General features: G+C 61.2%; 19 protein-coding genes. 5 read left to right on the top strand and 14 right to left on the bottom strand.

Annotated elements, in window-relative coordinates:
• Nucleotides 1–92 precede the first annotated feature (92 nt).
• The 7 genes from RDW26_RS03215 to RDW26_RS03185 all read right to left on the bottom strand — a co-directional run bounded on the left by RDW26_RS03215 (nt 93) and on the right by RDW26_RS03185 (nt 7,159).
• Nucleotides 93–1,076, bottom strand: a complete 984-nt coding sequence (locus RDW26_RS03215; protein ID WP_298629475.1) for a YafY family protein — start codon at nt 1,074–1,076, stop codon at nt 93–95.
• 91 nt (nt 1,077–1,167) lie between these two features.
• Nucleotides 1,168–1,803, bottom strand: a complete 636-nt coding sequence (locus tag RDW26_RS03210) for a hypothetical protein (RefSeq protein WP_307982499.1) — start codon at nt 1,801–1,803, stop codon at nt 1,168–1,170.
• 302 nt (nt 1,804–2,105) lie between these two features.
• The gene (locus RDW26_RS03205; RefSeq protein ID WP_307982498.1) at nt 2,106–3,044 is read right to left on the bottom strand and encodes a 3-hydroxyacyl-CoA dehydrogenase; all 939 of its coding nucleotides are present in this window, start codon (nt 3,042–3,044) and stop codon (nt 2,106–2,108) included.
• A 246-nt stretch (nt 3,045–3,290) separates the two neighbouring features.
• Complete coding sequence (locus tag RDW26_RS03200; RefSeq protein ID WP_307982497.1) at nt 3,291–5,909, bottom strand: DUF3516 domain-containing protein; 2,619 nt, start codon at nt 5,907–5,909, stop codon at nt 3,291–3,293.
• Nucleotides 5,910–6,058: 149 nt separating this feature from the next.
• Nucleotides 6,059–6,325: a DUF2442 domain-containing protein gene (locus RDW26_RS03195; protein WP_307982496.1), complete on the bottom strand. Its 267-nt coding sequence runs from the start codon at nt 6,323–6,325 to the stop codon at nt 6,059–6,061.
• A 10-nt stretch (nt 6,326–6,335) separates the two neighbouring features.
• Entirely contained in the window at nt 6,336–6,602 is a 267-nt protein-coding gene (locus RDW26_RS03190) for a DUF4160 domain-containing protein (RefSeq protein ID WP_307982495.1), read from the bottom strand.
• A gap of 224 nt (nt 6,603–6,826) precedes the next feature.
• Complete coding sequence (locus RDW26_RS03185; protein ID WP_307982494.1) at nt 6,827–7,159, bottom strand: DUF4213 domain-containing protein; 333 nt, start codon at nt 7,157–7,159, stop codon at nt 6,827–6,829.
• A gap of 112 nt (nt 7,160–7,271) precedes the next feature.
• On the opposite strand from RDW26_RS03185, the gene RDW26_RS03180 reads away from it, so the two are divergent.
• On the top strand, nt 7,272–7,928 hold the full coding sequence (locus RDW26_RS03180) for a hypothetical protein (protein ID WP_307982493.1): 657 nt from the start codon (nt 7,272–7,274) through the stop codon (nt 7,926–7,928).
• A gap of 438 nt (nt 7,929–8,366) precedes the next feature.
• On the opposite strand, the gene RDW26_RS03175 is transcribed toward RDW26_RS03180, so the two are convergent.
• The 5 genes from RDW26_RS03175 to RDW26_RS03155 form a co-directional block, all read right to left on the bottom strand.
• Nucleotides 8,367–10,112 (bottom strand): ABC transporter ATP-binding protein, encoded by a 1,746-nt coding sequence (locus RDW26_RS03175; RefSeq protein ID WP_374110307.1) that lies wholly within the window; start codon nt 10,110–10,112, stop codon nt 8,367–8,369.
• Nucleotides 10,102–11,925 carry an ABC transporter ATP-binding protein gene (locus RDW26_RS03170; protein ID WP_307982491.1) on the bottom strand — a complete coding sequence of 608 codons (1,824 nt, stop codon included), beginning with the start codon at nt 11,923–11,925 and terminating at the stop codon, nt 10,102–10,104. Before RDW26_RS03170 ends, RDW26_RS03175 begins: the two co-directional genes overlap by 11 nt.
• A gap of 72 nt (nt 11,926–11,997) precedes the next feature.
• Nucleotides 11,998–12,621 carry an MptD family putative ECF transporter S component gene (locus RDW26_RS03165; protein ID WP_307982490.1) on the bottom strand — a complete coding sequence of 208 codons (624 nt, stop codon included), beginning with the start codon at nt 12,619–12,621 and terminating at the stop codon, nt 11,998–12,000.
• A gap of 18 nt (nt 12,622–12,639) precedes the next feature.
• Nucleotides 12,640–14,208: an ABC transporter ATP-binding protein gene (locus RDW26_RS03160; RefSeq protein WP_307982528.1), complete on the bottom strand. Its 1,569-nt coding sequence runs from the start codon at nt 14,206–14,208 to the stop codon at nt 12,640–12,642.
• Between the two features lie 2 nt (nt 14,209–14,210).
• A complete protein-coding gene (locus tag RDW26_RS03155; protein ID WP_307982489.1) occupies nt 14,211–14,984 on the bottom strand; it encodes an energy-coupling factor transporter transmembrane component T in 774 nt (257 codons plus the stop codon).
• A gap of 94 nt (nt 14,985–15,078) precedes the next feature.
• Between RDW26_RS03155 and RDW26_RS03150 the strand changes: the two genes are divergently transcribed.
• Nucleotides 15,079–16,137 (top strand): AraC family transcriptional regulator, encoded by a 1,059-nt coding sequence (locus tag RDW26_RS03150; protein WP_307982488.1) that lies wholly within the window; start codon nt 15,079–15,081, stop codon nt 16,135–16,137.
• Between the two features lie 28 nt (nt 16,138–16,165).
• Here RDW26_RS03150 and RDW26_RS03145 read toward each other — a convergent pair whose 3' ends face one another.
• On the bottom strand, nt 16,166–17,545 hold the full coding sequence (locus RDW26_RS03145) for an MFS transporter (protein WP_307982487.1): 1,380 nt from the start codon (nt 17,543–17,545) through the stop codon (nt 16,166–16,168).
• 518 nt (nt 17,546–18,063) lie between these two features.
• Between RDW26_RS03145 and RDW26_RS03140 the strand changes: the two genes are divergently transcribed.
• From RDW26_RS03140 to RDW26_RS03130, 3 genes are all read left to right on the top strand, one after another.
• On the top strand, nt 18,064–19,275 hold the full coding sequence (locus RDW26_RS03140; RefSeq protein ID WP_307982486.1) for a PLP-dependent aspartate aminotransferase family protein: 1,212 nt from the start codon (nt 18,064–18,066) through the stop codon (nt 19,273–19,275).
• A 30-nt stretch (nt 19,276–19,305) separates the two neighbouring features.
• Complete coding sequence (locus RDW26_RS03135; RefSeq protein WP_307982485.1) at nt 19,306–20,487, top strand: MalY/PatB family protein; 1,182 nt, start codon at nt 19,306–19,308, stop codon at nt 20,485–20,487.
• A gap of 383 nt (nt 20,488–20,870) precedes the next feature.
• Nucleotides 20,871–22,379 carry an amino acid permease gene (locus RDW26_RS03130; RefSeq protein WP_307982484.1) on the top strand — a complete coding sequence of 503 codons (1,509 nt, stop codon included), beginning with the start codon at nt 20,871–20,873 and terminating at the stop codon, nt 22,377–22,379.
• 80 nt (nt 22,380–22,459) lie between these two features.
• On the opposite strand, the gene RDW26_RS03125 is transcribed toward RDW26_RS03130, so the two are convergent.
• Nucleotides 22,460–22,706, bottom strand: a 247-nt coding sequence (locus RDW26_RS03125; protein ID WP_307982483.1) for a hypothetical protein, incomplete at its 5' end; no start/stop codon positions are given.

The raw sequence follows: 22,706 nt of genomic DNA, 5'->3' as shown, positions 1-22,706 counted from the left end.
CTTCGAGATATACCCTTCCACCATAGCAGAGAATCAACGAGGATGGCCCGAAGCCGCTGTGCGCAGAAGGGAACGGGACGAACGCGATGCCGCTATTCGTAGTCCTGCAGGAGCTTATGCAGGTAGCCGGCATACCCTTGTCGCAAGCTTGACGGCGACTCAACCGTGATCTGGCCGGCGAACTGGGATATCCAGCCGAAGAACACCGGCGTCGCCATGGCGGCCACGCTTACGCGGGCGGTGCCGTCGCCCATGTCGCTCACGCGCGCGTCCTTCCCGAAGCGATCGATCACGGCGTTCATGGCGCTTTCCCTCACGCGCAAAACCGCGCGCACCGAGCTGCCAGAGAACATGCCGAACACGCGCCGGTCGTACTCGTCCGCGTCGAACGTGGCAATGCGGGCGTTTCGCGTAGCGCGCTGCTGCGTCACGCGAATGTCGCACATGCGGTCGACGCGGTAGTTGGCGAAGTCGTCGTACTTCTCGCTGTAGCAGACCAGGTAGTAGAAGCCGTCGGAGTACATCAGCTGCACCGGCGTTTGGGTGTACGGCTGGCCACCGTGGCGCAACTGCACCCGAGCGGAGCAATCGTAGCCGGTGTATTTGAACGACAGCATGCGCTTGGCGGCGATGGCCTCTTGGATGACGTCGACGTTGCGGAACACGCTATCGTTCTGGCTTTTCACGCGCCCGCCTACATGCACGTGTTTTTCCAGGCCTTTCACCTGGTGCTTCGAACCCAGGCTTTTGATGGAGCGAACGAGCGAGGTCGATTGCCGCGCCGTGATGAAGCGGCTTCCCTGCACCGCGTCGATAAGCAGCAGCAGCTCTGATTTGGTGAACGGGCGCTTGGCAAGGAAGTAGCGCACGGGTTTGACGTGTTGCCGCTGAATCTCAACGCCTGCGTTGTTCAGCGCCTCGAAATCGCGATACAGGGCCTTGCGCTCCGCGGATACGCCCGCTGCCTCCAGCTCCTCGATGATCTGCTCGAGCGTCAGCCCTTGCTCGTCGTCGGTGTTCTCGAACATGATCTTCAACAGCGCCAACAAACGCTCTTTGCTGACTTCCTTCGCCATACAGACCCCTCACGCAGCTTCCTTCGCGCACATTGCGCATCTGCATATGATAGGCGATTTGAGTGAGTGAGTGATGGTCACGCAGGCAACCCTATGCTGCTGGCGGGAAACTGGCGTTTGCGGCGAAAATCCGCTTGAAGTCCTCAAGGTACGGACCGGTTATGCCCAGTTTGCAAACCTCGTCGAAGCTGGCGATGCCGAAGCTTTCCAAATAATCGCGCACATCATACGCCACAGCGTTCTTGTCGCCCAGCATGCCCTCGTCGTACAGCTCGCCGATGGCAACGGCAGCGCCCATGCGGAAAAACTCCTGGAACATGTCCTCGAGTTGCGAGGAGGAAGCCTTCTCGTACGACGGCTCATCGTCTACCGCTTCGTCCGAGTCCTCGCCCAGCAGAAGATCCTCAGCGGCATACCGCTCGGTTGCCTGATCGTACGGCGCGTATGCACCGTACCCATCGATTAGAAACTCGCCTTCATCAAAGCAGATGGGCTGCGAGGCGCGCTGGTCTGCAAACGATCGAACCTGCTCCACCTGCCCCTCGATTGCGCAACGTGCGGGCTGTGGGGCGCGGTGGCCCGCAAAGGACTGAACCCGCCCGGCCGAACTCCCGAATGCGCGGCGTGCGGACTGCACACGCCCCTCCACACGCGCATGGCGGCCACGGGACGCTTTCGAATCGATTGCAAATGCTCCGAACATGGACGTGTGCTTCTTGGCGAACATTTCAGGCTCCTTACCTGCGCGTTTCTTAGCTGATGCTTCGCATGGTACGCCGTCTCGATGTTTTTAGTGTCCCATATAAGGGACTCGAGAAAAGTTCGCCGGTTTTTCTCGAGTCCCCCATGAATGCCGATTGCAACGCCCGTCTATACGGCGAACAGCTTCGCAAGCCTATCCGTAGCAGGAGGCGAGCCCGCAAAGAAACGACCTTCACAAACCTAGTTGTCGCAGGAAGCAACCTCATAAAGAAGCAGCCTCACAAGCTTAGCTGTAGCTGAAGACGACCTCGCGCAAGTCCCAGAAGCCTAGTTGTAGCGATAGAACCCTTCGCCCGCGTCAACGCCCGTTTTGCCTGCGTCGATGCGCTCCTTGAGCGCTGCCGCGATCTTCGCGGGAACGGAATCAGGGTCTTTCGTGCGCGGGTCGAGCACCACGATGTTGTACGCCGTGGTAAGGCCCACGATATCCAGGATACGGAACGGGCCCAAAGGCGCTCCCGTGCCCAGCATCCACGTTTTGTCGATGGTCTCCGGATCGGCGACACCGGTTGCATACAGCGCCTCAGCAGCGTTCAGGAACGGCACGAGCATGCTGTTCAGAATATAGCCGGGCTGCTCCTTGTGCAGCTGCAACGGAACCATGCCCAGATCAGCGGCGAAGCGAACCACCTCGTCGTAAGCAGCCTGATCGGTTCCGGGATGCCCCATGACCTCGGCAGTGTTGTTGCGCCAGATGCGATTGGCGAAATGCAGCGCCAAGAACTTCTCGGGGCGACCCGTGGATGCCGCGATCTGGCTAGGCAGCAGCGTGGAGGAGTTGGTGACGAGGATGGTGCTTTCCGGCAGATACTTTGCCAGCTCCGCATAGAACGCATCCTTTTGCTTGGGATCCTCCGCAATAGCCTCGATCACCAGGTCGGCATCCTTTGCCGCATCCTCATAGCTGGTGGTGAATACGATGCTCTCGAACGCCTGTTGCGCGCGCTGCTTAAACTGCTCGATTTCGTCAACGGAAAGCTCGGGCGTGTCGGCCAAACCACGGCAATACGCCGCAGAGTCGCTCTTCATCGCCTCAAGCGTTACCAGATAGGTTTGACGCAGCTGCTCGAACTTCGGCTTCGCGCGCTCGACGGACCCTTCGCTGCGCAACCACACCGTAACGTTAAAGCCCTTGTATGCCGCCTGATACGCAATCTGGCTTCCCAGCACTCCACCACCAGCGACGACAACGTTCTTGATAGTCATATCCGACCTCCGATCCGCGCGTATGTTTAACTTGCTTATGACGCGAGACCGGATTGGGGTCCCGCGCCATAAGCCTAGCACGCCTCTAGGAAGCCGCATCGATTTGCCACGCAAACGGTGCCAATTCGTTGCTACCGGCGCTTAGCGGGTCTGGCAGCGGCAAATCGCCGCCGATGAGCGCTCGAAACCCGCCGCTCGCCCACATACACAGCAGCGACGACGGCAAGCATATAGCCGGCGAACCGGCTAGAGCTCGTCGAGCAGCTCGTCGGCAAAGCCCACGCGATAGTTCGCGAACACCACGCCGTCGCCTTCCTGCGTGGCATCCAGGTCCACATCGGCAACGATGACAAAATCGTTATCGCCCGCCTCGTCATGGAAGATCTGACGCACGTGCCACACGTGCAGCTCTTCCTCATCCGCCTCGTCGAACATGAGATAGGCCTTCGAGCGCGCATCGGCGTCCAGTAGAATCTCCTCATGCGCCTCGTAGTACTCGTCCAAGGCCTGCATCCAGGCACGTTCGCCGAAGCCCCAATCGCCATCAGCCTCGCCAAGCCCCGCCGCATCGCGATGAGCCGCCATGCGAACGCGGCTGAACAGGGCGTTGCGCACGAGCACAGTGAGCCCGCGTCGGTCACGCACAACCGCTTCGACGCCGGCGGCGTCGGGCGGGGCGGCGTCCAGCACCGCTCCGGCGTTCTCCCATTCGTCCACCAAGCTGCTATCGACGCTGCGCACGATCAAGCCCAGCCAAGCGATGATGTCCTTCAGCTGCTCGGTGCGCTTATCCTCGGGGATGGTGCGGTCAAGGCCGCGGAACGCCTCGGACAGGTAGCGCAGCAAAATACCCTCGTAGCGCATGATACCGAGCTTCTGGATGTACCCCTTGAAGTCCGCCGCGCTTTCCAGCATGTCGCGCAGCACCGACTTCGGGCGCAGATAGTAATCGCGCGCCCACGGCACCGCATCACAGTACTTCGAGAACGCCGCATCCAGCAGGTCCTCCAGCGGCTTGGGATACGTGACATCGGCGATGCGCTCCAAACGCTCGTCGTAGTCCACGCCGTCCATCTTCATCTCCGCCATGGCGGCATCGCGCGCCTTGCGCTCCTGCGCGCGCAGCACCTGCCGCGGGTCTTCCAAAGTTGCCTCGACCATGGATACCAGGTCGAACGCATACTCGGGGCTTTCGGGGTCGAGCAGCTCGAGCGCCGCCAGCAAAAACGGCGACAGCGGCTGATCGAGCGCGAAGTCCTCCGGCAGGTCCATGGTGACCGAGTACACATCCTCGCCGTTCTCGTCCACCTCACGCACCACCACGTCGGCATCGATGAGCGTTTGCAGTACCTCGGCGGCGCGCACGTGCAGTCTGACCTTCTCCTCCGCCGGCTGCAGCGAATCCTCGATAAGCTGGTCGACGCGGGCACGAGCGTTGCCGCCTTGTTCCACTTCGGCCAACACCATGGAATGTGTAATGCGCATACGCGGCGTCAGCTGCTCGGGAACCGATTCGATGAGCTTGTTGAACGTGTCCTCGTTCCAGTTCACGAAGTTCTCGGGCGGGCGCTTCTTCTTGATCTTCTTGAGCTTCTTCGGGTCGCCGGCGGCCTTCACCTCGGCCTTGTGGTTCTCAATCTCGTGCTCTGGAGCCTCGGCAATGACCACGCCCTCGGTATCGAAGCCCGAGCGGCCTGCGCGACCGGCGATTTGATGGAACTCGCGGCTGCGCAGACGGCGCATCTTGCGACCGTCGAACTTGGTGAGCTGCGTGAGCACCACGGTATGGATGGGCACGTTGATGCCGACGCCCAGCGTATCGGTGCCGCAGATGACGGGCAGCAGGCCCTGCTGCGCAAGCTTTTCCACCAGCAGACGGTAACGCGGCAGCATGCCGGCATGGTGCACGCCCACGCCGCAGCCCAGCAGGCGCTTCAGCGTTTTGCCGAACGCCGTGGAGAACTGCGCGCCCTTCATGGCCTCCTTGACCGCCTCACGCTGCTCCTTGGTTGCCACGCCGTAGCTTGCCAGGTTCTGCGCGCTGGTGAGCGCCGCATCCTGCGAGAAATGGACGACGTACAGCGGGCCCTCGTCCTTGCGCAGCGCAAGCTCGACCGTTCCCTCGAGCGGGGTGAGCGCGTATTCGTACGATAGCGGCACCGGACGCGGGGCGTCGGTGACGTTCGAGACATCGCGCGTGGTTTGGCGACGCAGCAGATCGGCGATCTGCGTGACGTCGCCCAACGTGGCGCTCATGAGCAAGAACTGCGTCTTCGGCAGCGTGAGCAGCGGCACCTGCCATGCCCAGCCGCGGTCGGTATCGCTGAAGAAATGGAACTCGTCCATGGCAACGCTGTGGACGAGGGCATCCGGCCCTTCGCGCAGCGCCTGGTTCGCCAAGATCTCCTCGGTGCAGCAGATGACGGGCGCCTCGGTGTTGATATGGACATCGCCCGTGATCATGCCCACGTTGTCGCGGCCGAGTAGCTCAACCAGGTTAAAGAACTTCTCACTGACCAGCGCTTTGATAGGCGCCGTATAGTACGAGGTCTCCCCGAAGCACATGGCCATGAAGTGCATACCCAGTGCGACCAGGCTTTTGCCGCTACCCGTGGGCGTGCCCAAAATGACGTGATCGCCCACCATAAGCGACATGAGCGCTTCCTCCTGGTGGGGCCACAGCTCGATGCCGCGGTCAGCAACCCAATTGGTGAACGCCTCGAACGCCTCCTCCTCGGTAAGCTCCGGGTTTGTGTCGTATAGATGGTAGGCAAGCGCGCCCAGCTCGCCGGGCTCGTGGCCTTCAGCTTGCGCGGCCAGCGTCTCAACGATGTCCTCGCCTTCGAACGTATGAATATCAGCCATAGGGCAGTTCCTTTACAAAGCATGCAGAATCTAATGCATTTGACTTGCTGCAGCAGCAAATCGAACGCTCGTGTGTCCAATGCAAATCGTATCGCGATTGCACAAGCAAACGCCCCTGCGAAGAAGAACCGCTCTCCGAAGGAGGCCCTCTACTCGCCGGCGCTCAACAACGCCGAGTTCTCATAAAGCGACTCAGGCGCGAAATCCTGGCCAGCAGGCCATTCGACCGCATCGCCGAATTCTGTGATGCGAACTTTCTTGAAATACCCGAAGTCCCTCAACCTTCCCATGAACTCGCCCTGCAATCGCGGCATAGGATCGAATACGCGTGTCGTGCCATCGGACCACTTCATGACAAGGGTGCCCTTTTCGGTAGGTTCGACAGACAGAATCTTTAAACCGCAAACCCATTTCATGGCGAATCCCCTATCTCAAAGGCGGAATGCGATAGCATTCGCCGGTGCTATTGGCCAGATACCAGTTCTCTTGCAATTCTTGTTCGTGAAGGGCTATCCAGGCCAGAAGCAGTTTCTCTTGCTTTGGCGGAATCTTACCGCCAAGCAGCTTTCCCTGCAACGAATACGATGCGTCCATACTACCGTAGTACACATGGATATGAGGCAATGAGTGTTGCTGATCGTCGTCGAAATACATTCTCACGACGATCCCGTAAAACCTGCTGAGCTCGGGCATACCCGTCCCCTTCCCAGGCGGCGCACGCCGCCTTCCCGTGATGAAGAGGATCTTGCGAACGTGGTATGGGCGAAGGCGGGACCCTTCGCCAGCTTGGGCACGGCAGACCGCCGAGCATTCGCACTGGCTCATTGCAACCAGTATAAAAGCGAACGCCTGTACTGTCAATACAAGCGTTCGTTTTTTCGAATTTCACAACGTTTATCAGGGGTAACGCCGACCCGCTATTCCGCCTTCAGGCTCACGATGCCCAGCGTGGCCTCCTGGAAGCACCAGGACTTCGAAAGCTCGGCCACCTGACGCAGCTCCATGCCGCGCAAATCCATCTTATACGTGCGCTTCCCGCCTCCGCGCACGGTGAACGCCACGCCCATGCCGCAATCCGCATCGACATAGGACCAGTTCAGCCCTAAGCAGTAATCGCGCACCGGCACGCCCTCGGGAATACCCGCGATCATTTGGTTGTACAAATCCCACGCGGTCCCCGGCACTTCCGTGCCCGGAAACGCGATCGTCGCCGACTCCCGCAAACCCACCTGTTCCTGCCGCTCCGTCATAACACCCCTTCCTTAATGACATCGAAATGCCAGTTTACGGCTATTCTTTTATCAGTATTATTGCCGCTTGCCTATGATGTAACGCATCACAAGAACGAAAGAAGGGGTCAGCGTGCTGTTTCTACTCACCGGCGACGTGCAGATCGGGAAAACCAGATGGCTGGAGGACCTGTGCGCCAGCCTGCAAGCAGCAGGCACGTGCGTGGCAGGCGTGGTGGCACCCGGGCAATGGGTGCCGCGGCCCGAAGGCCAGCCCGGCGGCAAGCACGGCTTCGACGGGGCCGGGCGCTTCGAGAAGCTGGGCATTGACAACGTGCTGCTGCCGCAGGGCGAACGCATCGAGTTCGCCCGCCGCCGCGACCTTGCGGCCGGGGGCAAGGCATTCGCGGAAGGGACGCAAGCGAAGGCGGCGAAGCTGGGCTGGGCCATCTCCGACACCGCAATAGCGCAGGTCAACGCCCATTTTGCCATGCTGGCGAAACAGGCCGCCAACGAAACCAAACTCGCCCCGCATGCGATGCTCGTGGTGGACGAGCTGGGCCGCCTCGAGCTTCTGCGCGGATGCGGCCTGACCAACGCGCTGGCCATCCTCGATGCCGGCCCCACGCCGCAGTTTCCCCATGCCATAGCCGTGGTGCGTGAGACGCTGCTCGACGAGGCGCGCAAACGCTTCGAGCCGCACTGGGGCAAGGTAACCGTCATCGGCCCCGACGACGCCGCCCGCAACCTCGTGCTCGAAACGGCGAGAGCCGCCGGGGGCGCCCACTGAGCCCGCGCACACGCGGGAAACCGCCGGCACAAACCCGGCGTGCAAGCCCCTCGCAAACGCCACGACCAGGCACCATGCGCCATGCGTCGCACATTCGGCTCACCTACGCCCAAACGCGCCCGTCTGCTGCCGCAAAACGCAGATCAAAGCCTGATCGGGCACAGGGGCAAACCTCGCAGAAACGGGCAACCTGACAGCATCGCGCAGAACAACGCCGCAAGGGACTGACCCCGGAGGAGTTCCGGAATCAGTCCCTTGCTGCGTAGTTCTTATTTAGGCCGTCCAAGTTTTGGGGCGCAGTTCACGTACGGTCGGCTCTCGTGGTTTCAAGAGGCAAAACATATCGCTATCAAAGGTTCCTCCGTGCCACTGGTTCGCAGATATGCCAGGCGGAGCTTCGGCACACACTCGTCTGCCCCGCCTGGCATCGCCTTTGCGTTAGAGCACCCACGCCTCGCTTTCGCGCTGCAACTCCAACATGCGGCGGTATCTACCATCGGGCTTCTCACGCAGCTCTGCCGGGCTTCCCTGCTCCACCACGCAACCGCCTTCGAGCACCACAATTTTGTCGGCATTGTCAACCGTACGCATGCGATGTGCGATAACGAGGACCGTCTTGCCTTGAAGCAGTTCAGAAAGAGCAGCTTGCACGTATGTCTCGTTTTCCACGTCAAGTGAGGCCGTTGCTTCATCGAGCAGCACGATCGGAGCGTCTTTCAGCAGGGCGCGCGCAATCGAGATGCGCTGGCGTTCACCACCGGAAAGCCTGCTGCCGTTTTCCCCGATCGTCGTGTCGTAGCCGTTGGGCAAACGCTCCACGAACTCGTCGCAGCGCGCCGCCCTCGCCGCAGCGAGAACCTCCTCGTTCGTAGCATCCTTCTTCCCGAGGCGAATGTTCTCACGCACGGTGTCGTCAAAGAGCACCACGTCCTGGAACACCTCGGAGAATGCAGAAAGCAGCGTTTCCGGATCGACAGTAGAGACGTCAACGCCGCCCACAAAGATCGCGCCAGAGCTTACGTCCCAAAAACGCGAAGCGAGCTTGACAGCCGTGCTCTTGCCCGAACCGGACGCGCCCACAAGCGCTGTCACCTGCCCTTCCCGCGCCTTGAACGATACGCTGCTCAAGACGTCCTCGCCGTCGGCGTATGCGAAGCCCACGTCTTCGAAGACCACGTCATAGCCCTGAGGCTCGAACGAGGTGCTGCCCGTCTGGACCGGCTCGTTCTCGATGGCGCGCATGCGCTCCAGACTTAAACTCATGTCCATCAGCTCGGCTACAGCCTGCAAAACAACGTTGATGGGATCGTATACCCTCGTCACCGCCAACAGGTATACAAAGAACACGAGAAAGTCGACTTGTCCCGTCACGAGCAGCATCGTCCCCACCACGATGACGGATGCGATTCCCAGACGCAGAAAGCCTTGGGCAGAGCATACCGCCACACCCATAGCCAGCTCGGCATCGATCTTCTCTCTCTCGAAACGATCGATGCGGCAATCAAGCTCATCCTGAAATGCGCCCACCTTGTTGAGAGAGCGTATCTCACGATGGCATTCAAGGTATTCCTGCAGACCATCGGCAAACGAAAGGGACGCCGCATTCTTCTTCGCGGTATGCGACTTCTGGATGCGCGCAGTCAGAAGCAACGCCGCGAGCGCCACGGGAATGGGCCAGAGGGCAGATGCCGCCAACCTCCAGTCGAACGCGAACATCATAGCGGCGAATACCAGCGTCGAAGCGCCCATGCCGAAAATCTGCGGCATAGTGTGCGAGAACAGGCGCTCCTGATCGGAGCAGTCCTTCATGATAACGCTCGTCAAATCGGACAAATCGCGCCTTCCGAAAAACGAGAGCGGAAGCAGGCGCAAACGCTCCGCTATGGCGATACGCTTGCGGGCGCTTTCTTGGTAGACCACCGTGTACGTCGCGCGATATTCCCACATCTGCGTGACGAACATCACAACAAGTGCCGCCACAATGCCCGCTGCGTAGAGCGCCATGCCTGGCAGGCCAACTGAAGGGTTGTCCAAGTACCTTATGAAATCGCTTGCGACGAAGTACAGCACCACGATGGGCAGCATCAGCATCAGGTTCGCCAACGCACAGAACCCAGCACCGCGCATAAAATCCTTCATGCCTTGATCGGTCAAGGCAAAAGCATCTTGAATCCTACGCCACATGGCTGTCACCCCCTTCAATCCTCCACGTCGCGCTCGTTCGGTAGTCTCGCCACATGCGCGCATACAGTCCACCTTGCGCGACGAGTTCTTCATGGGTACCCTGTTCCGCGACAGAACCACGGTCGATGACGAAGATGCGATCCGCATTCACAACGGTTGACAGACGGTGTGCGATCATAAGCACCGTCTTGTCTTCGCAAAGCGTTGCAAGAGCAGCTTGGATCAGTGCCTCATTTTCGGGGTCGGCAAACGCCGTCGCCTCGTCGAGAACCACAATTGGGGCTCCCTTCAATATGGCACGCGCAAGCGCGATACGCTGACGCTCTCCCCCGGAAAGATACACGCCAGCTTTTCCTACTACGGTGTTCGCGCCATCGGGGAATTTGGCAATGATGTCATCGCACTGGGCCGCATGAAGAGCCGCGAGCACCTCGGCATCGCTCGCATCAGGGCGGCCCGCACGCACGTTATCAGCCAAGCTTTGCTTGAACAGTCGATCGTCTTGGAACACGAAAGAAACGGCACCCATCAGTTCCTCGGCAGGAATGCGTCGCACATCCGCCCCGCCCACAAGAACGACACCCTCATCTGCGTCCCAAAAGCGCGGGACGAGCGACGCGAGCGTCGACTTGCCTCCGCCCGACGGCCCGACAAGAGCCACCGTCGCCCCGGCGGGAACGGAAAGCGACACGTTGCAAAGCGCCGGTTCCCTGGACCCCGGATACGAGAAGCTGACGCCCGCAAGCTCGATGCTCGCCTCCTTCGGATGGAGAGCTTTGGCAGACTCCACCTCGTCGATGGGAGCGACTTCCATGATCGTGCTCATCCGCCGCAGCGCGTCTTCGGCGATCATGACGGCCTCCGACGAATACATGACCTTCGACATCATCGTCGTCGTCATCGCCGAGAAGAACGCATAGAACAGGAAGTCAATCAGGAACGCTGGGAAATCAGGTGAGACGGCTGCAAGCGCAATACCCGCAGGTACGAGCACCGCGAAAGTCGAGTTGATCGCAACCAACTGCACGACTTGGGGTCGTCGGCAATACTCGGTATAGTTCGTCGCCATGTCGCGATAGCCGATGATCGCCTCGTGGAACGCCCTGAACGAAAGCACCGTCTGCTGGAATACCTTTACCACGGGTATGCCTCGTACGTATTCGGTTGCCGCAGCGCTCATGCGCATGAGAGCCGCCTGGTACAGCTCCATGAAATGGCGGCCGCCCTTCGCGTCCTCGCGGCCCATCATCCACCACATCGCAGCAAAGGAAACGGCGATGGGGACAAGGCATAGAAGGCCCATCCTCCAGTCGAACAGGAACGCCACGACGAAGAAGATCACCGGGGTGGCGAAAGAACCAACGAAATCGGGCAGCTTGTGGGCGATGAGGTCTTCAGTCTGACCCGCGCACCCATCGATCACGCGCCGCATCTCCCCTGACGAGTGCGCGCTGAAATACCCGATCGGGATCCGCGCCACGTGGCGAACCATCGCTTTGCGCATATTTGCCGCAATACGGAAGGCCGCAAGATGCGAGGCCATGAGCGCGCCAAAATACACGATGATGCCCAACACGGCGAAAACCACAGCAAGCACAGCCCACATCGCGGCAGATGATGCTTCTGCCCAGTTCGGGTACACCGAAACCAAGTCGCGAACCACGAACCATACGCAAACAAGCGGCATCACGGTGAGCACGGCGTTCAGCACCGAAAGGCCGCATCCTACATACGCCAAGACCCGCCGCTTGCCAGCAAACCCCAACAGCTCGAGAATCGCGTTTTTCTTCTTGGCAGGACCTTCTTTCCCCACGTCCTTTCCTACTCCTGCCGTTAGAGTACCGTCTTCCCTGGTCATTGCCATATTTACCTCCCGGCCGTTAATCTACATGCCAAGCTTGGCAAAGTGCTTCGAGAACACCTTGGTACCGATGAAGCCGCCGATGAGGCCGCCAGCGATGGTGGCAGCGCCGGTAACGACGCCCATTGGGCTTAGAATCGAGTTAACAAGCGTTTGGCCGTACTCGAGGGTCATGCCGGCTTGAACGCACATCTCGGCATAAGCCTCGCCCATCATAAGGATGAGAGAGATCTGCCCCAGCCAGAAGCAGAACGTGAACGCGGCAAAGGCACAGATAAGCTTGGTCTTGGTGCGCTTCTGCGGATCGCCTGCGATAAGGTCTGCCACAATACCGCCCACGACAATGCCGACAGGACCGCTCCAGAACATGCCCATCAGAAGTCCGACCGCACCAACGATGATGCCCATGATGGCGATCGCGCCACGCTTCGGGACGCGATAGGCCAGGTACATGAACACGGTACCGGCGAACAACGCGCCTACCGTGTGAGTAAACCAGCACAGGTTGGCATTCGCGCTAAAGATAATCGAGAACACCATGAACACCAGGAACAAAAGGATGCCGAACACGGCGATGAAGACGAAGTCTTTCGGGCTCAAGCCATTACGTTCCTTGGCGGCAGAACCGATTGTTGCTTTGCTTGTCATTGTGAAACCTTTCTCTTGTTACCGTATTTCTGCAAACCCGAAATTGAGCTTCAACTTCGGAAGCGTTGCCTTGTTTAAGGGGAAGCGCTCGGCGATGCGCCCGTCTTCGACCAGGGCTATCTCATCGCATGCCGAGCAGAGGAACTCATAGTCGTGCGAGACGACGCAGACGGCGATTCCCGCATCGCGCATGCGCGCGATCTGGGCATCTATTCGACGCATGTTGCGATAATCCAAGCCACTCGTAGGCTCGTCGAGAATCATCGCGCGGGCACTCGAAAGCAAGCCGGCAGCGATGGAAAGCCGTTGGCGCTCCCCGCCTGAAAGGGAGAGCGGGTGCCTGTCGGCAAGACCTTCGAGAGCAAGCGCAGCCTTTATTGCTGCAATCCGGTCCTTATTACCTAGGCTGTCTTCCGCGCCATCCGAAGAGCACGCGCTTGCAAGCTCATCGTCGACGGTGCTGCTGAACAACTGGTATCCCGGTTCTTGCATAACCAGGTACACGCGCCCCGCCCGTTTCCTTGCGCGAAGCGGCACGTCGTCGACCTCGATCACCCCCGCCTTTTCCTTGAGAAGGCCGGCCATGCACCGGGCAAACGTCGTTTTCCCAGCCCCGTTGTGCCCCACAATACCGACGACGCTACCTGGAAGGAGGCAGAAATCGAGACCGTTCAAGACCGCAGACGCACCGCGGTAGCCAGCAACTACGCCGCTCATACGTACGACGGGTTTCCCGCAAGAAGGTGATCTGGAGGCATTCGATGCGACCGCGTCGCCCAAGGGCGACACCGCCACAACGGAGTCGATTTCAGCAAGAGAGGCGGCGCGCAGCCCCATATCTGTTCTCGTTTCAAACGGCATAGCAAGGAACTCTGCCGCCGCCCAGTCTCCTATAACCGAACCATCGCTTATAACCACATAGCGGTCTGCGATGCCGTCAAGCCACCACAGGCGATGCTCGGAGATAAGCACGGTCTTCCCCTGACTCTTCAGAAGCGCAACCGTGCGCGCAAGATTCCGCATCGCGTGCACATCGAGCGACGCGGTCGGCTCATCAAGCACGAAGATGTCAGGATGCACCGCATAGGCCGATGCCAGGATAACCGACTGCTTCTGCCCGCCGGAAAGCGCCTCGGTGCCGCGCCCGAGCAGGCCCTCGACACCGAGCGTTGCCGCTGCCTGCGCCACACGTTCGACCATTTCCTCGCGATCGATTCCGAAGTTCTCGCATCCGAAGGCGATTTCCGAGGTCACGTCGAGATTGACGAACTGGCTACGCGGGTTCTGGAACACCGACCCGACATGCGCGGAAAGCTCGCCCATCGTCCATGCGGAAACGGGTTTTCCCGCAACAAGCACCTCGCCTTGAAGGTCCCCCTCGTACATAAGAGGAATAAGCGCATTAACGAGGCGCGTAAGCGTTGTCTTGCCACATCCTGACTGCCCGGTCACAACAACGCATTGACCGCGAGGGATCTTCAGCGAAACGTCACGAAGCGATGGACGGGATGCGCCTTTGTAGCAAAACGTGCATCCATCGAGCTCGATAGCATAGGGCGAAGCCTTCGCCGCGGCGGCATTTTCCATCATCAGAGCACCCCCGCTCTAAAGCAAACGGAAAGCGCAAGGAGCACCATCGCAGCGATGAGACACGCAACATCGATAGCGCGCACCCTTAAGTGGTAATACGAGGTGCGGTGCGCACTCGCCCCCACGCCGCGAACGACGACCGCATTCCCCAGTTCGTCGGCGATCTGGCCCAAACGCGCGATCACGGGCACAAGGAAATGTTCGGCGGTCTTCGCAGGATGGCGCACGACCGACCTCGGCGTGAGCGCGATACCGCGCGTCTTCATAGCATCGGCGACAGCGGAGAATTCGCGTCCCATGGTGGGAAGGAAACGAAACGCCACGCACACGCCAACCGACACGTTCGCGGGAACGCGCATCGCCTGCAGTGCGCAAGCGAGCTCGCCGAGACGCGTGGTTGCGATCATGTTGAAAGCGAACATGAAGGCGGGCAAAACATGGCGGTACATGAGAAGCGACGCCGCAAAGGGCGAAAGCAGGGTGTTCCCGCTCGCCACGAACAGCTGCGCCGTCACGGCGAACAGCGCATAGAAGGCAAGCCAGCGCACGATTGCGGAGAAGCGACGGCAATACGCCATCACGACAACGGTAAGCACCAAAACGCCCATCTCGGCGAACAGGCTTTGCGCAAGCGCCATCTGCACGTTGATCGCCGCCAGAACCGCAAGCGACGTACGCGGGTCAAGATGGCGCGGTGCGGCGTTGGCAGACGTCGAAGGCTGCGTCTGCACTACCGCGTTCAAGGGCAAAGGCGCGCCCATCGAAAGAGCCATGCGATTACCGTCCTTCTTCCTGCTAGTTAGCTATATGTAACTCTTTACGGTAAAATACCGTTCAATAAGGCAATGCGAAAGACGGAACGGGAAGATGGAAAACTACGCCGAAAAGAATTCAAGTTCTGCCGAAAAATCAAACGGAAGCTACGCCGCAGGACAGGGAAACCCGCTTTACGACATGTTCGTCACACAGCTTTCGCAGCTGCACACCGTATGCGCGAAGGAAGCGCTCGCGCGCGGATTCGGACGGGCCGACCTGGTGCGAAGCATCGGCGAGACATGGTTCGTCGACCCCCAATACGGCAGGGGCTCCTACTGGTTCTATCTCATGGACGGTGACACCATCGTCGTGTCGATGGACATCACGTACAGACGCGCCGTGGAATCGGCTATGGAAACTGTTCCCTATCTGGGATTCGGCCTCTATGAACATGCGATGCCCATGTATTGCTCGCCCGAGTGCGCCGCATCCAACTGCATGCTCATGGGACATGACTGGGATGGCGGCCCCTACATAAGCTCGTTCGAGCCCGACAAGCGGCTGTCATCGGCGTCGATCACCATAGCCCCTGAAGCGATACACCGCTATGCGGATGCCTTGCACTGCGATGAGAAGAAACTGCACCGCGCCATCGGACGGCTCACCACGTCGGAGGGCGTGCCCGGCTTGCCCTCGGCGCTTCGAGGGCTCGACATCACCTACCCCGCCGCATCGGTCGCCGATTCGTATTATCACGCCAAGGTGATTGAATGCTTCGCGCTGCTGGCAAGCAGCATTCCCGAAAGGGTCGCGTCAGCCGATGCCGCGAACATAAGCGACAGGGACTGCGTCGAGTGCCTCTGCTCCTACATCGACGACAACTTATCATCCGATCTCAGCACGAAAACGTTGTGCGACATCGCCCATGTAAGCGAGGGGAAGATGATATCGGCGTTTCGCAATGTGCAGGGGGACACCCCGCAAAGCTACATCCGCGCACGGCGCCTGGAGCACGGACGACGCCTTCTCCTTGATGAAAGCCGCAAAATCAGCGAAATCGCCAAAAGCGCGGGCTACCGCAACCAGGGAGCGTTCACTGACGCATTCAAGCGTGCCTACGGCACGACGCCACGCACCTATCGCAAAAGACTACGAGTCGAATTGGAATAGCATCAAGCGATGCCCACTCGCCGATCCGCTATCCCAAGCGACGCGACTTGGTCTCAGGGCCGATCGCCAGCGTGACCGCGGCCGCCACCAGCGCGATGGCCACGATGCCGAAGTAGATGACGTTGGGCTGCAGGTTCGCCAAAATCCACGTGACGGCGAACGGCATGACCACGTTGACCGCCTTGCCGGCGCCCTGCGAGATGCCCGCGCCGCGGAAGCGGTACCTGGTGGAGAACAGCTCGCCCACGTACACGCTGATCACCGACGCGTTCAGCACATAGAAGCCAATGGTCATCAAAAAGCCCAGCACGGTGATGAGCGCCGTCGAACCGGCGTTGAGCGCCATGGCGTAGGCGAACGCGAACACCGCAACCCAGATGAACGCGCCGGAAACCTCGACGCGACGGCCGAGCTTCTCGATGAGCAGCGCGCCGATGAGCGCTCCGAGCGGCGCCGCGAGCATGGTGATGGTGGTGGAAAGCAGCGAGGTTTGCGTGGCCAGGCCGATGTTCTTCAGGATGGACGGGCCGAACGTGGTGTAGGTGTACTGCGTCAGCGACGTGCCGATGACCACCACGATGCCCAGGAACAGGTTGCGCGCCAGATGCGCATCGGAATCCATGGCACTCTTCTCGAATACCACCTGTTCAGCGGGCGAGATGCCGGAATCCGCCATCTCGCGCTCGATACGGGAGATGATGCGCTCCGCCTCGTCGAAGCGGCCGTGCTGGATGAGCCAGCGCGGGCTTTCCGGCATCGCCTGGCGCGCGATGCACACGATGATGGCCGCAACGCCGATGACCGCGAACACCAGACGCCACGATTCCTGCCCAAGCGGGCTCCATATGGTGATGAAGAACAGGCACAGGAACATGCCGATGGGCGAGCCGCAGTTGGCAATGGTCGAGCCGATGGCGCACCAACGGCCGCGGCGCGCGACCGGCGCGAACTCGTTGATCATGCTGAAGCTGGTCACCAGCTCCGACCCCAGGCCAAGGCCCACGAAGAAGCGCATGGCTATCATGAACGTCATGTTCGGGGAAAGCGCGCCTAAGATGGTGGCGAAGCCGAACAGCAGCAGGTTGAACTGGAACGCCTTGCGGCGCCCGAGCTTGTCGCCGATCAGGCCGGCGATCAACGAGCCGATGAACAGGCCCAGAAAGCCCGCCGATAGAAACGCCGCGGTCTGCTCGTTGGTGGCGAACCCGGTTTCGGCCAGCGTGCTCTTCACGCCGCCCGCCAGGTAAACGTCCATGGCGTCCACGAACACGCCGGCCGAAGTCAGCGCCATCACCTTCTTGAACGTCGCCGTCGGTTGCGTGGCGTCCATGCGATGCATGAGCTGCGCGGCGCGGTCGACGCCTTCGCCCACCTGCCCGCTCGACGCGGTTTCGCCTGCTTGTGACATATCTTCCCCTTCTGCTTCCGCCTGCAACCGGAACAAAAAAATCCGCACGAGGGCATGCACGGCTAACAACAATGCGGTTAGCGTGCAGCCGACGAGCGGATTCATCGTTCTTGGTTGCGGGTTCCTTGCCGATGGCCGAAGGATCGCTTCGGGCATCGGCAAGGAGCCTGTTTCGTAACACCTATCGTTCTACGGCGCCAAATCATACTACTTAGCTTTGGGTTTCGAAATTTCCGTCGGCGAACCCGAGGGATAAGACACAAACCCGTCACACAGCGGACCGCATGGCGAAGGACGCGCAGCGCGAACGAATCGCGTTTCGCCGTCCGGGCCCCAGCTCGCGCGCCTCACCCGCCGCCTATCCCCGATAACCATCGTTCGGAAATTCGGATATCCAGGCTATCTGGTTTCACGCGCACTACACCGCATTCTCCGGTAAACTGTCCACCTGGAAATAAACCCTAGAAATATAGTATGGCTTACCGCCATCACGACAGCGAAGAAAGGGACGCCGCTTCATGAACGACTCAAGCTTCGAGGCCATGGCGCAGGAGATCGACGGCCTGCTCGGCATCGACCAGGCAAAACATGCCGATTGGCACGCCGACTCCATCGCCGTGCGCGGATACGAGGGCATCGACGCGCGCACCGGGTCCATCAGCTATCCGCTGTACCAGTCGGCCACGTTCGCGCACCCCGCCTGGGGCGAATCGACCGGCTACTGTTATTCGCGTTGCGGCAACCCCACGCGCCTGGAGCTTGAGAACACCATCGCGCTTCTGGAAGGCGGGAAGAAGTGCATGGCGTTCTCGAGCGGCATGGCGGCCATCGCCACGCTGCTGAAGCTGCTGCGCTCAGGCGACCGCGTGCTCGTCAGCGACGACCTGTACGGCGGCACCTACCGCCTGTTCAGCAACATCTACACGCAATACGGGCTAGAATTCGGCTACGTCGACCTGACCGATCTCGAAGCCGCCGAGGCGGCGTTCACGCCCAGCACCCGCCTGGTGTTCCTGGAAACGCCCACCAACCCCACCATGAAGGTGGCCGACATCCAGGCGCTCGCCGACCTGGCGCACAGCCGCGGCGCGGTGCTTGCCGTGGACAATACCTTCCTCACCATGTACTTCCAAAAGCCCTTCGAACTGGGCGCTGACGTGGTGGTGTACAGCGGGACGAAGTACCTGTGCGGCCACAACGACGTGCTGTCGGGCTTTCTGGTGCTGCGCGACGACAGCCTGCTCGAGCCGCTGTTCAACGCCACCATGAGCGAGGGCAACCAGCTCAGCCCCTTCGACAGTTGGCTGATGCTGCGCAGCCTGAAGACGCTGGGCGTGCGCCTGCGCCAGCAGGAGGCCAACGCCAAGCGCATCTGCAAGGCGCTGAAGGCGAACCCGCACGTCACGGACGTGTTCTACGTGGGCGACCCCGACCATCCCGACTACGCGCTGTCGAAGCGCCAGACCGCGGGCTTCGGCGCCATGATATCGTTCAAGACCGACACGCATCGGCGCGCGATCGATGCGCTCGAGCGCACAAGGCTCATCCTGTTCGCCGAAAGCCTGGGCGGCACGGAAAGCCTGATCACCTACCCGCTCGTGCAAACCCACGGCGCCATCCCCAAGCCCATGCTGGACAAGCTGGGCATCGACGACCGCCTGCTGCGCCTGTCGGTGGGCATCGAGGACGTGGAGGACCTGCTGGCCGACCTTGACCAGGCGCTCGCGTAGCACAGGACGGGAAGCGGAACGGAGAAGGAAATGACCAAGTACGATTTCAAGACCATCATCGACCGCCGCGACACCGGGTGTCTGAAATGGGACGCGTGGAGCCGCCGCGGCCACGCCCCCGACGACCTGCCGCTTTGGGTGGCCGACATGGACTTCAAAACGGCGCCTGCCGCCATCGAGGCGCTCACCGAGCGCGTGCAGCACGGCGTGTTCGGCTACACCATGGCCACGGACGGGTATTGCGAAGCGGTGCAAAGCTGGTTCGAGCGCCGTCACGGCTGGCGCCCCGAGCGCGAGTGGCTCGTCATGACGCCGGGCGTGGTGTTCGCCCTGGCGGTAGCCGTCAACGCATTCACGCAGCCGGGCGACCACGTGATCATCCAACCGCCCGTGTACTACCCCTTCCGCCTGATGATCCAGGACAACGGCCGCAAAATGGCCACAAGCCCGCTGCTTTACCAGGACGGGCGCTACACCATGGACTACGAGGGCTTCGAACACCAGCTGGAGAAGACGGGCGCGAAGCTGTTCATCCTGTGCAACCCGCACAACCCCGTCGGCCGCGCCTGGACCGTCGACGAGCTGCGCCGCATCGGCGACATCTGCCTGCGCCACGGCGTCACGGTCGTGGCCGACGAGATCCACGCCGACTTCGCGCGCCCCGGCTTCAAGCACGTGCCGTACGCCTCGCTCGGCGAGCGCTACGCGCGCCACGCCGTGGTGTGCACGGCGCCCAGCAAGACGTTCAACCTGGCGGGCCTGCAGCTGTCCAACATCTTCATCCCCGACCCCGACCTGCGCGCGGCGTTCAAGCGCGCCCGCAACCGCACGGGCTACGACGAGCCGAGCGTGCTCGGCATCACGGCGACCCAGGCGTGCTACGAGCGCGGCGGGGAATGGCTCGACGAGCTGAAGAAGGTGCTGGACGAAAACTACGCGGTGCTGCAGGCTGCCGTCGACCGCATGCCGGGCATGAGCCTGGTGCCGCTTGAGAGCACGTACCTACCGTGGCTGGATTGCAGGGGCCTGGGCCTGGACGACGCCGGCATCAAACGCCTGGTGGAGCAGGACGCGAAGCTGTGGCTTGACCTGGGCACCATGTTCGGCCCCAAGGGCAGCGGGTTCGTGCGCATGAACCTGGCAAGCCCGAAAACCCTGATCGAACAAGCCTGCGATCGCCTGGAGCAGGCGGTGGCCAAGCTGGCGAAATAGCCGCGCGGGCCGCGACAACGGCAAACGCCGGAGCAAGCGGCGGAGACGGAGAGCAAAAAAGGCGCGAACGGGAAAATCGCACCCGTTTGCGCCTTTCGCACCCCCTTCGCTCCGTCCACCCTCGCGCACGCAGCCCTGCCTTCCTCCGCGCGCCCTCAGCACCCTCGCGAGGCCACCGCCCCACCTGCCGTCCCGCGCCCTCTCGCCCGCAAACCCCTTCGCCCTCAATCATTCGCCACCCGAAAATCCCTATTGCTTTAGTACGGTAGAGTGATAAAGTGATTTCATCGTATCCGCATGGCGCTGTCGCATGCCCGATAAGCATCGGGCATGCGACAGCGCGCCGGCCTGCCAGCACGGTCGGCACGCTGAAAGGAAGGCCCATGGGCAACCAACCGAACGAAGGCGGCGCACAGAAGGAGCCTGCCGTCGGCCTCAAGCGCACGCTCGGCCTGCGCGAGGCCATCACCATCACCGCCGGCACCGTCATCGGCGTCGGCCTGTTCACCACCGGCGGCAACGTCGTCGGCGAGATGGGCCCTTTCGTGGTCCTGGCCACCGCGCTTGCGGCGCTCATCAGCATCTACCCGGCGCTCATGTACGGCGAGATGGGCGCGGCGCTACCCTTCGCCGGCGGCACGTACCAGTACGCGTCGCTGGGCCTGGGCCGCCCCGCGGGCTTTCTTGCCGGATGGAACTTCATCATGTCGCTCATCGCCGTCACCGGCGGCGAGGCGCTGGCATTCAGCTACTACTTCAAGACCATCTTCCTGGCGTTCGGCATAGAGCTTCCCGTCGACGACGTGGTCATCGCCATCATCGCGCTGATCGGATTCATCATCGCCAACGTGCGCGGCGTGGAGCTGACGGGCAAGCTGCAGAACGGCTTCATGTTCTTCTTCTGGGGCGTGGCCGCCATCTGGTTCCTCACCATGATCCCCAACGTACAGCTGCCGAACTTCGTGACCGCGCCCGACTTCATGGGCGACCTGGGCGCCGGCGGGTTCATCGCCGCCGTGGCCATGATCTGGTGGTGTTTCGCCGGGTTCGAGACGTGCTGCGCCATGGGCGAGGAGATCCGCCACCCGCAGATCAACATCCCCCGCGCCATGATGCTCTCGCCGTTCATCATCTTCGTGGTGAACGCCCTGTTCCAGTGGTTCCTCGTGGGCATCGTGCCCGCCGACGGGCTTGCCGCCGTGGCCGAATCCTCCGCGCCCTACGCCGAGGCCATGATGAGCGCCGGCATCCTGGGCCTGCCGCTTGCGCTGCTGGCACTGGGCGTGGCGTTCGGCGGCGACTTCTCCACCCTGAACGCATCCATCGCGGTGCCGCCGCGCTACCTGTTCACCATGGCCCGCGACGGCAGCCTGCCCGCCGCGTTCGCCAAGCTGCACCCGAAATACCGCACGCCCTATGTGGCCGTCATCACGCTCGGCGTGCTCACGGTGGCGCTGGTGGCCACGTCGACGCTGGATTACATCGCGTCGCTTTCCCTGTTCGCCGACCTGTTCTACTACGCCATCGGCATGGTGGCGTGCCTGGGCCTGCGCCGCAAGCTGCCCGATTTAAAGCGCCCATTCAAGGTGCGCGGCATGGTGCCCGGCGCGGTGATCAGCATCGTCATCTACCTGGTCATGATGACGCAGCTTGACACGGACGCCCTGGTCACCGGCGTGATCTACTGCGTGGTGGGCCTTGTCATCTACGCAGTGTGTGCGAAGGTGTACGGCACGCGCACCATCGACGTGAACGCCGTGCAGGACACCAGCGAGCCCACCCCCGCCGAGCGCGCCAAGATGGACCGCGAGTTCCACATCTGGATCGCCGCAGCCGCCATCGGCTGCGCGCTGGTGGCCCTGCTCTACCTGCTGCCCAACCTGCTGGGGTAAGGCGGCGAATGCATGCGACGCTTGAACACAAAAGTACGGGACGGCACTTGGCGGCGGCACCCTTAACACCGCCAAGCGCTTCACCCCTTACTCGCAATAAAGTTATCGCTTGCCAACGGCTTTACCAGCGCTAATGCACGAATCGGGAAATAGCATCGGCCTAATTCTGCACTTTTTCGCAAATAGAAATCGCCATAAACTGCACTTTTCAGCAAATAGCGCGAATACACAGGACGGCTATCGCCGACGCACCCCGCAAAACGCCCCGAAACCGACAACGGCCCGTTGGCCTGCCCCACGCAGGCCAACGGGCCATCTTGCAACGCC

Origin of the sequence: uncultured Senegalimassilia sp. (assembly GCF_902464545.1) — a bacterium.
In the GTDB taxonomy this organism is placed as follows: Bacteria; Actinomycetota; Coriobacteriia; order Coriobacteriales; family Eggerthellaceae; genus Senegalimassilia.
This window is presented reverse-complemented; position numbering and strand designations above follow the sequence as displayed.

Excerpts from the sequence above, each read along its gene's own strand:
- RDW26_RS03215 (WP_298629475.1), bottom strand. The coding sequence starts at position 1,076 with ATGGCGAAGGAAGTCAGCAAAGAGCGTTTGTTGGCGCTGTTGAAGATC.
- RDW26_RS03210 (WP_307982499.1), bottom strand. The coding sequence starts at position 1,803 with ATGTTCGCCAAGAAGCACACGTCCATGTTCGGAGCATTTGCAATCGAT.
- RDW26_RS03205 (WP_307982498.1), bottom strand. The coding sequence starts at position 3,044 with ATGACTATCAAGAACGTTGTCGTCGCTGGTGGTGGAGTGCTGGGAAGC.
- RDW26_RS03200 (WP_307982497.1), bottom strand. The coding sequence starts at position 5,909 with ATGGCTGATATTCATACGTTCGAAGGCGAGGACATCGTTGAGACGCTG.
- RDW26_RS03195 (WP_307982496.1), bottom strand. The coding sequence starts at position 6,325 with ATGAAATGGGTTTGCGGTTTAAAGATTCTGTCTGTCGAACCTACCGAA.
- RDW26_RS03190 (WP_307982495.1), bottom strand. The coding sequence starts at position 6,602 with ATGCCCGAGCTCAGCAGGTTTTACGGGATCGTCGTGAGAATGTATTTC.
- RDW26_RS03185 (WP_307982494.1), bottom strand. The coding sequence starts at position 7,159 with ATGACGGAGCGGCAGGAACAGGTGGGTTTGCGGGAGTCGGCGACGATC.
- RDW26_RS03175 (WP_374110307.1), bottom strand. The coding sequence starts at position 10,112 with ATGTGGCGTAGGATTCAAGATGCTTTTGCCTTGACCGATCAAGGCATG.
- RDW26_RS03165 (WP_307982490.1), bottom strand. The coding sequence starts at position 12,621 with ATGACAAGCAAAGCAACAATCGGTTCTGCCGCCAAGGAACGTAATGGC.
- RDW26_RS03160 (WP_307982528.1), bottom strand. The coding sequence starts at position 14,208 with ATGGAAAATGCCGCCGCGGCGAAGGCTTCGCCCTATGCTATCGAGCTC.
- RDW26_RS03155 (WP_307982489.1), bottom strand. The coding sequence starts at position 14,984 with ATGGCTCTTTCGATGGGCGCGCCTTTGCCCTTGAACGCGGTAGTGCAG.
- RDW26_RS03150 (WP_307982488.1), top strand. The coding sequence starts at position 15,079 with ATGGAAAACTACGCCGAAAAGAATTCAAGTTCTGCCGAAAAATCAAAC.
- RDW26_RS03145 (WP_307982487.1), bottom strand. The coding sequence starts at position 17,545 with ATGTCACAAGCAGGCGAAACCGCGTCGAGCGGGCAGGTGGGCGAAGGC.
- RDW26_RS03140 (WP_307982486.1), top strand. The coding sequence starts at position 18,064 with ATGAACGACTCAAGCTTCGAGGCCATGGCGCAGGAGATCGACGGCCTG.
- RDW26_RS03135 (WP_307982485.1), top strand. The coding sequence starts at position 19,306 with ATGACCAAGTACGATTTCAAGACCATCATCGACCGCCGCGACACCGGG.
- RDW26_RS03130 (WP_307982484.1), top strand. The coding sequence starts at position 20,871 with ATGGGCAACCAACCGAACGAAGGCGGCGCACAGAAGGAGCCTGCCGTC.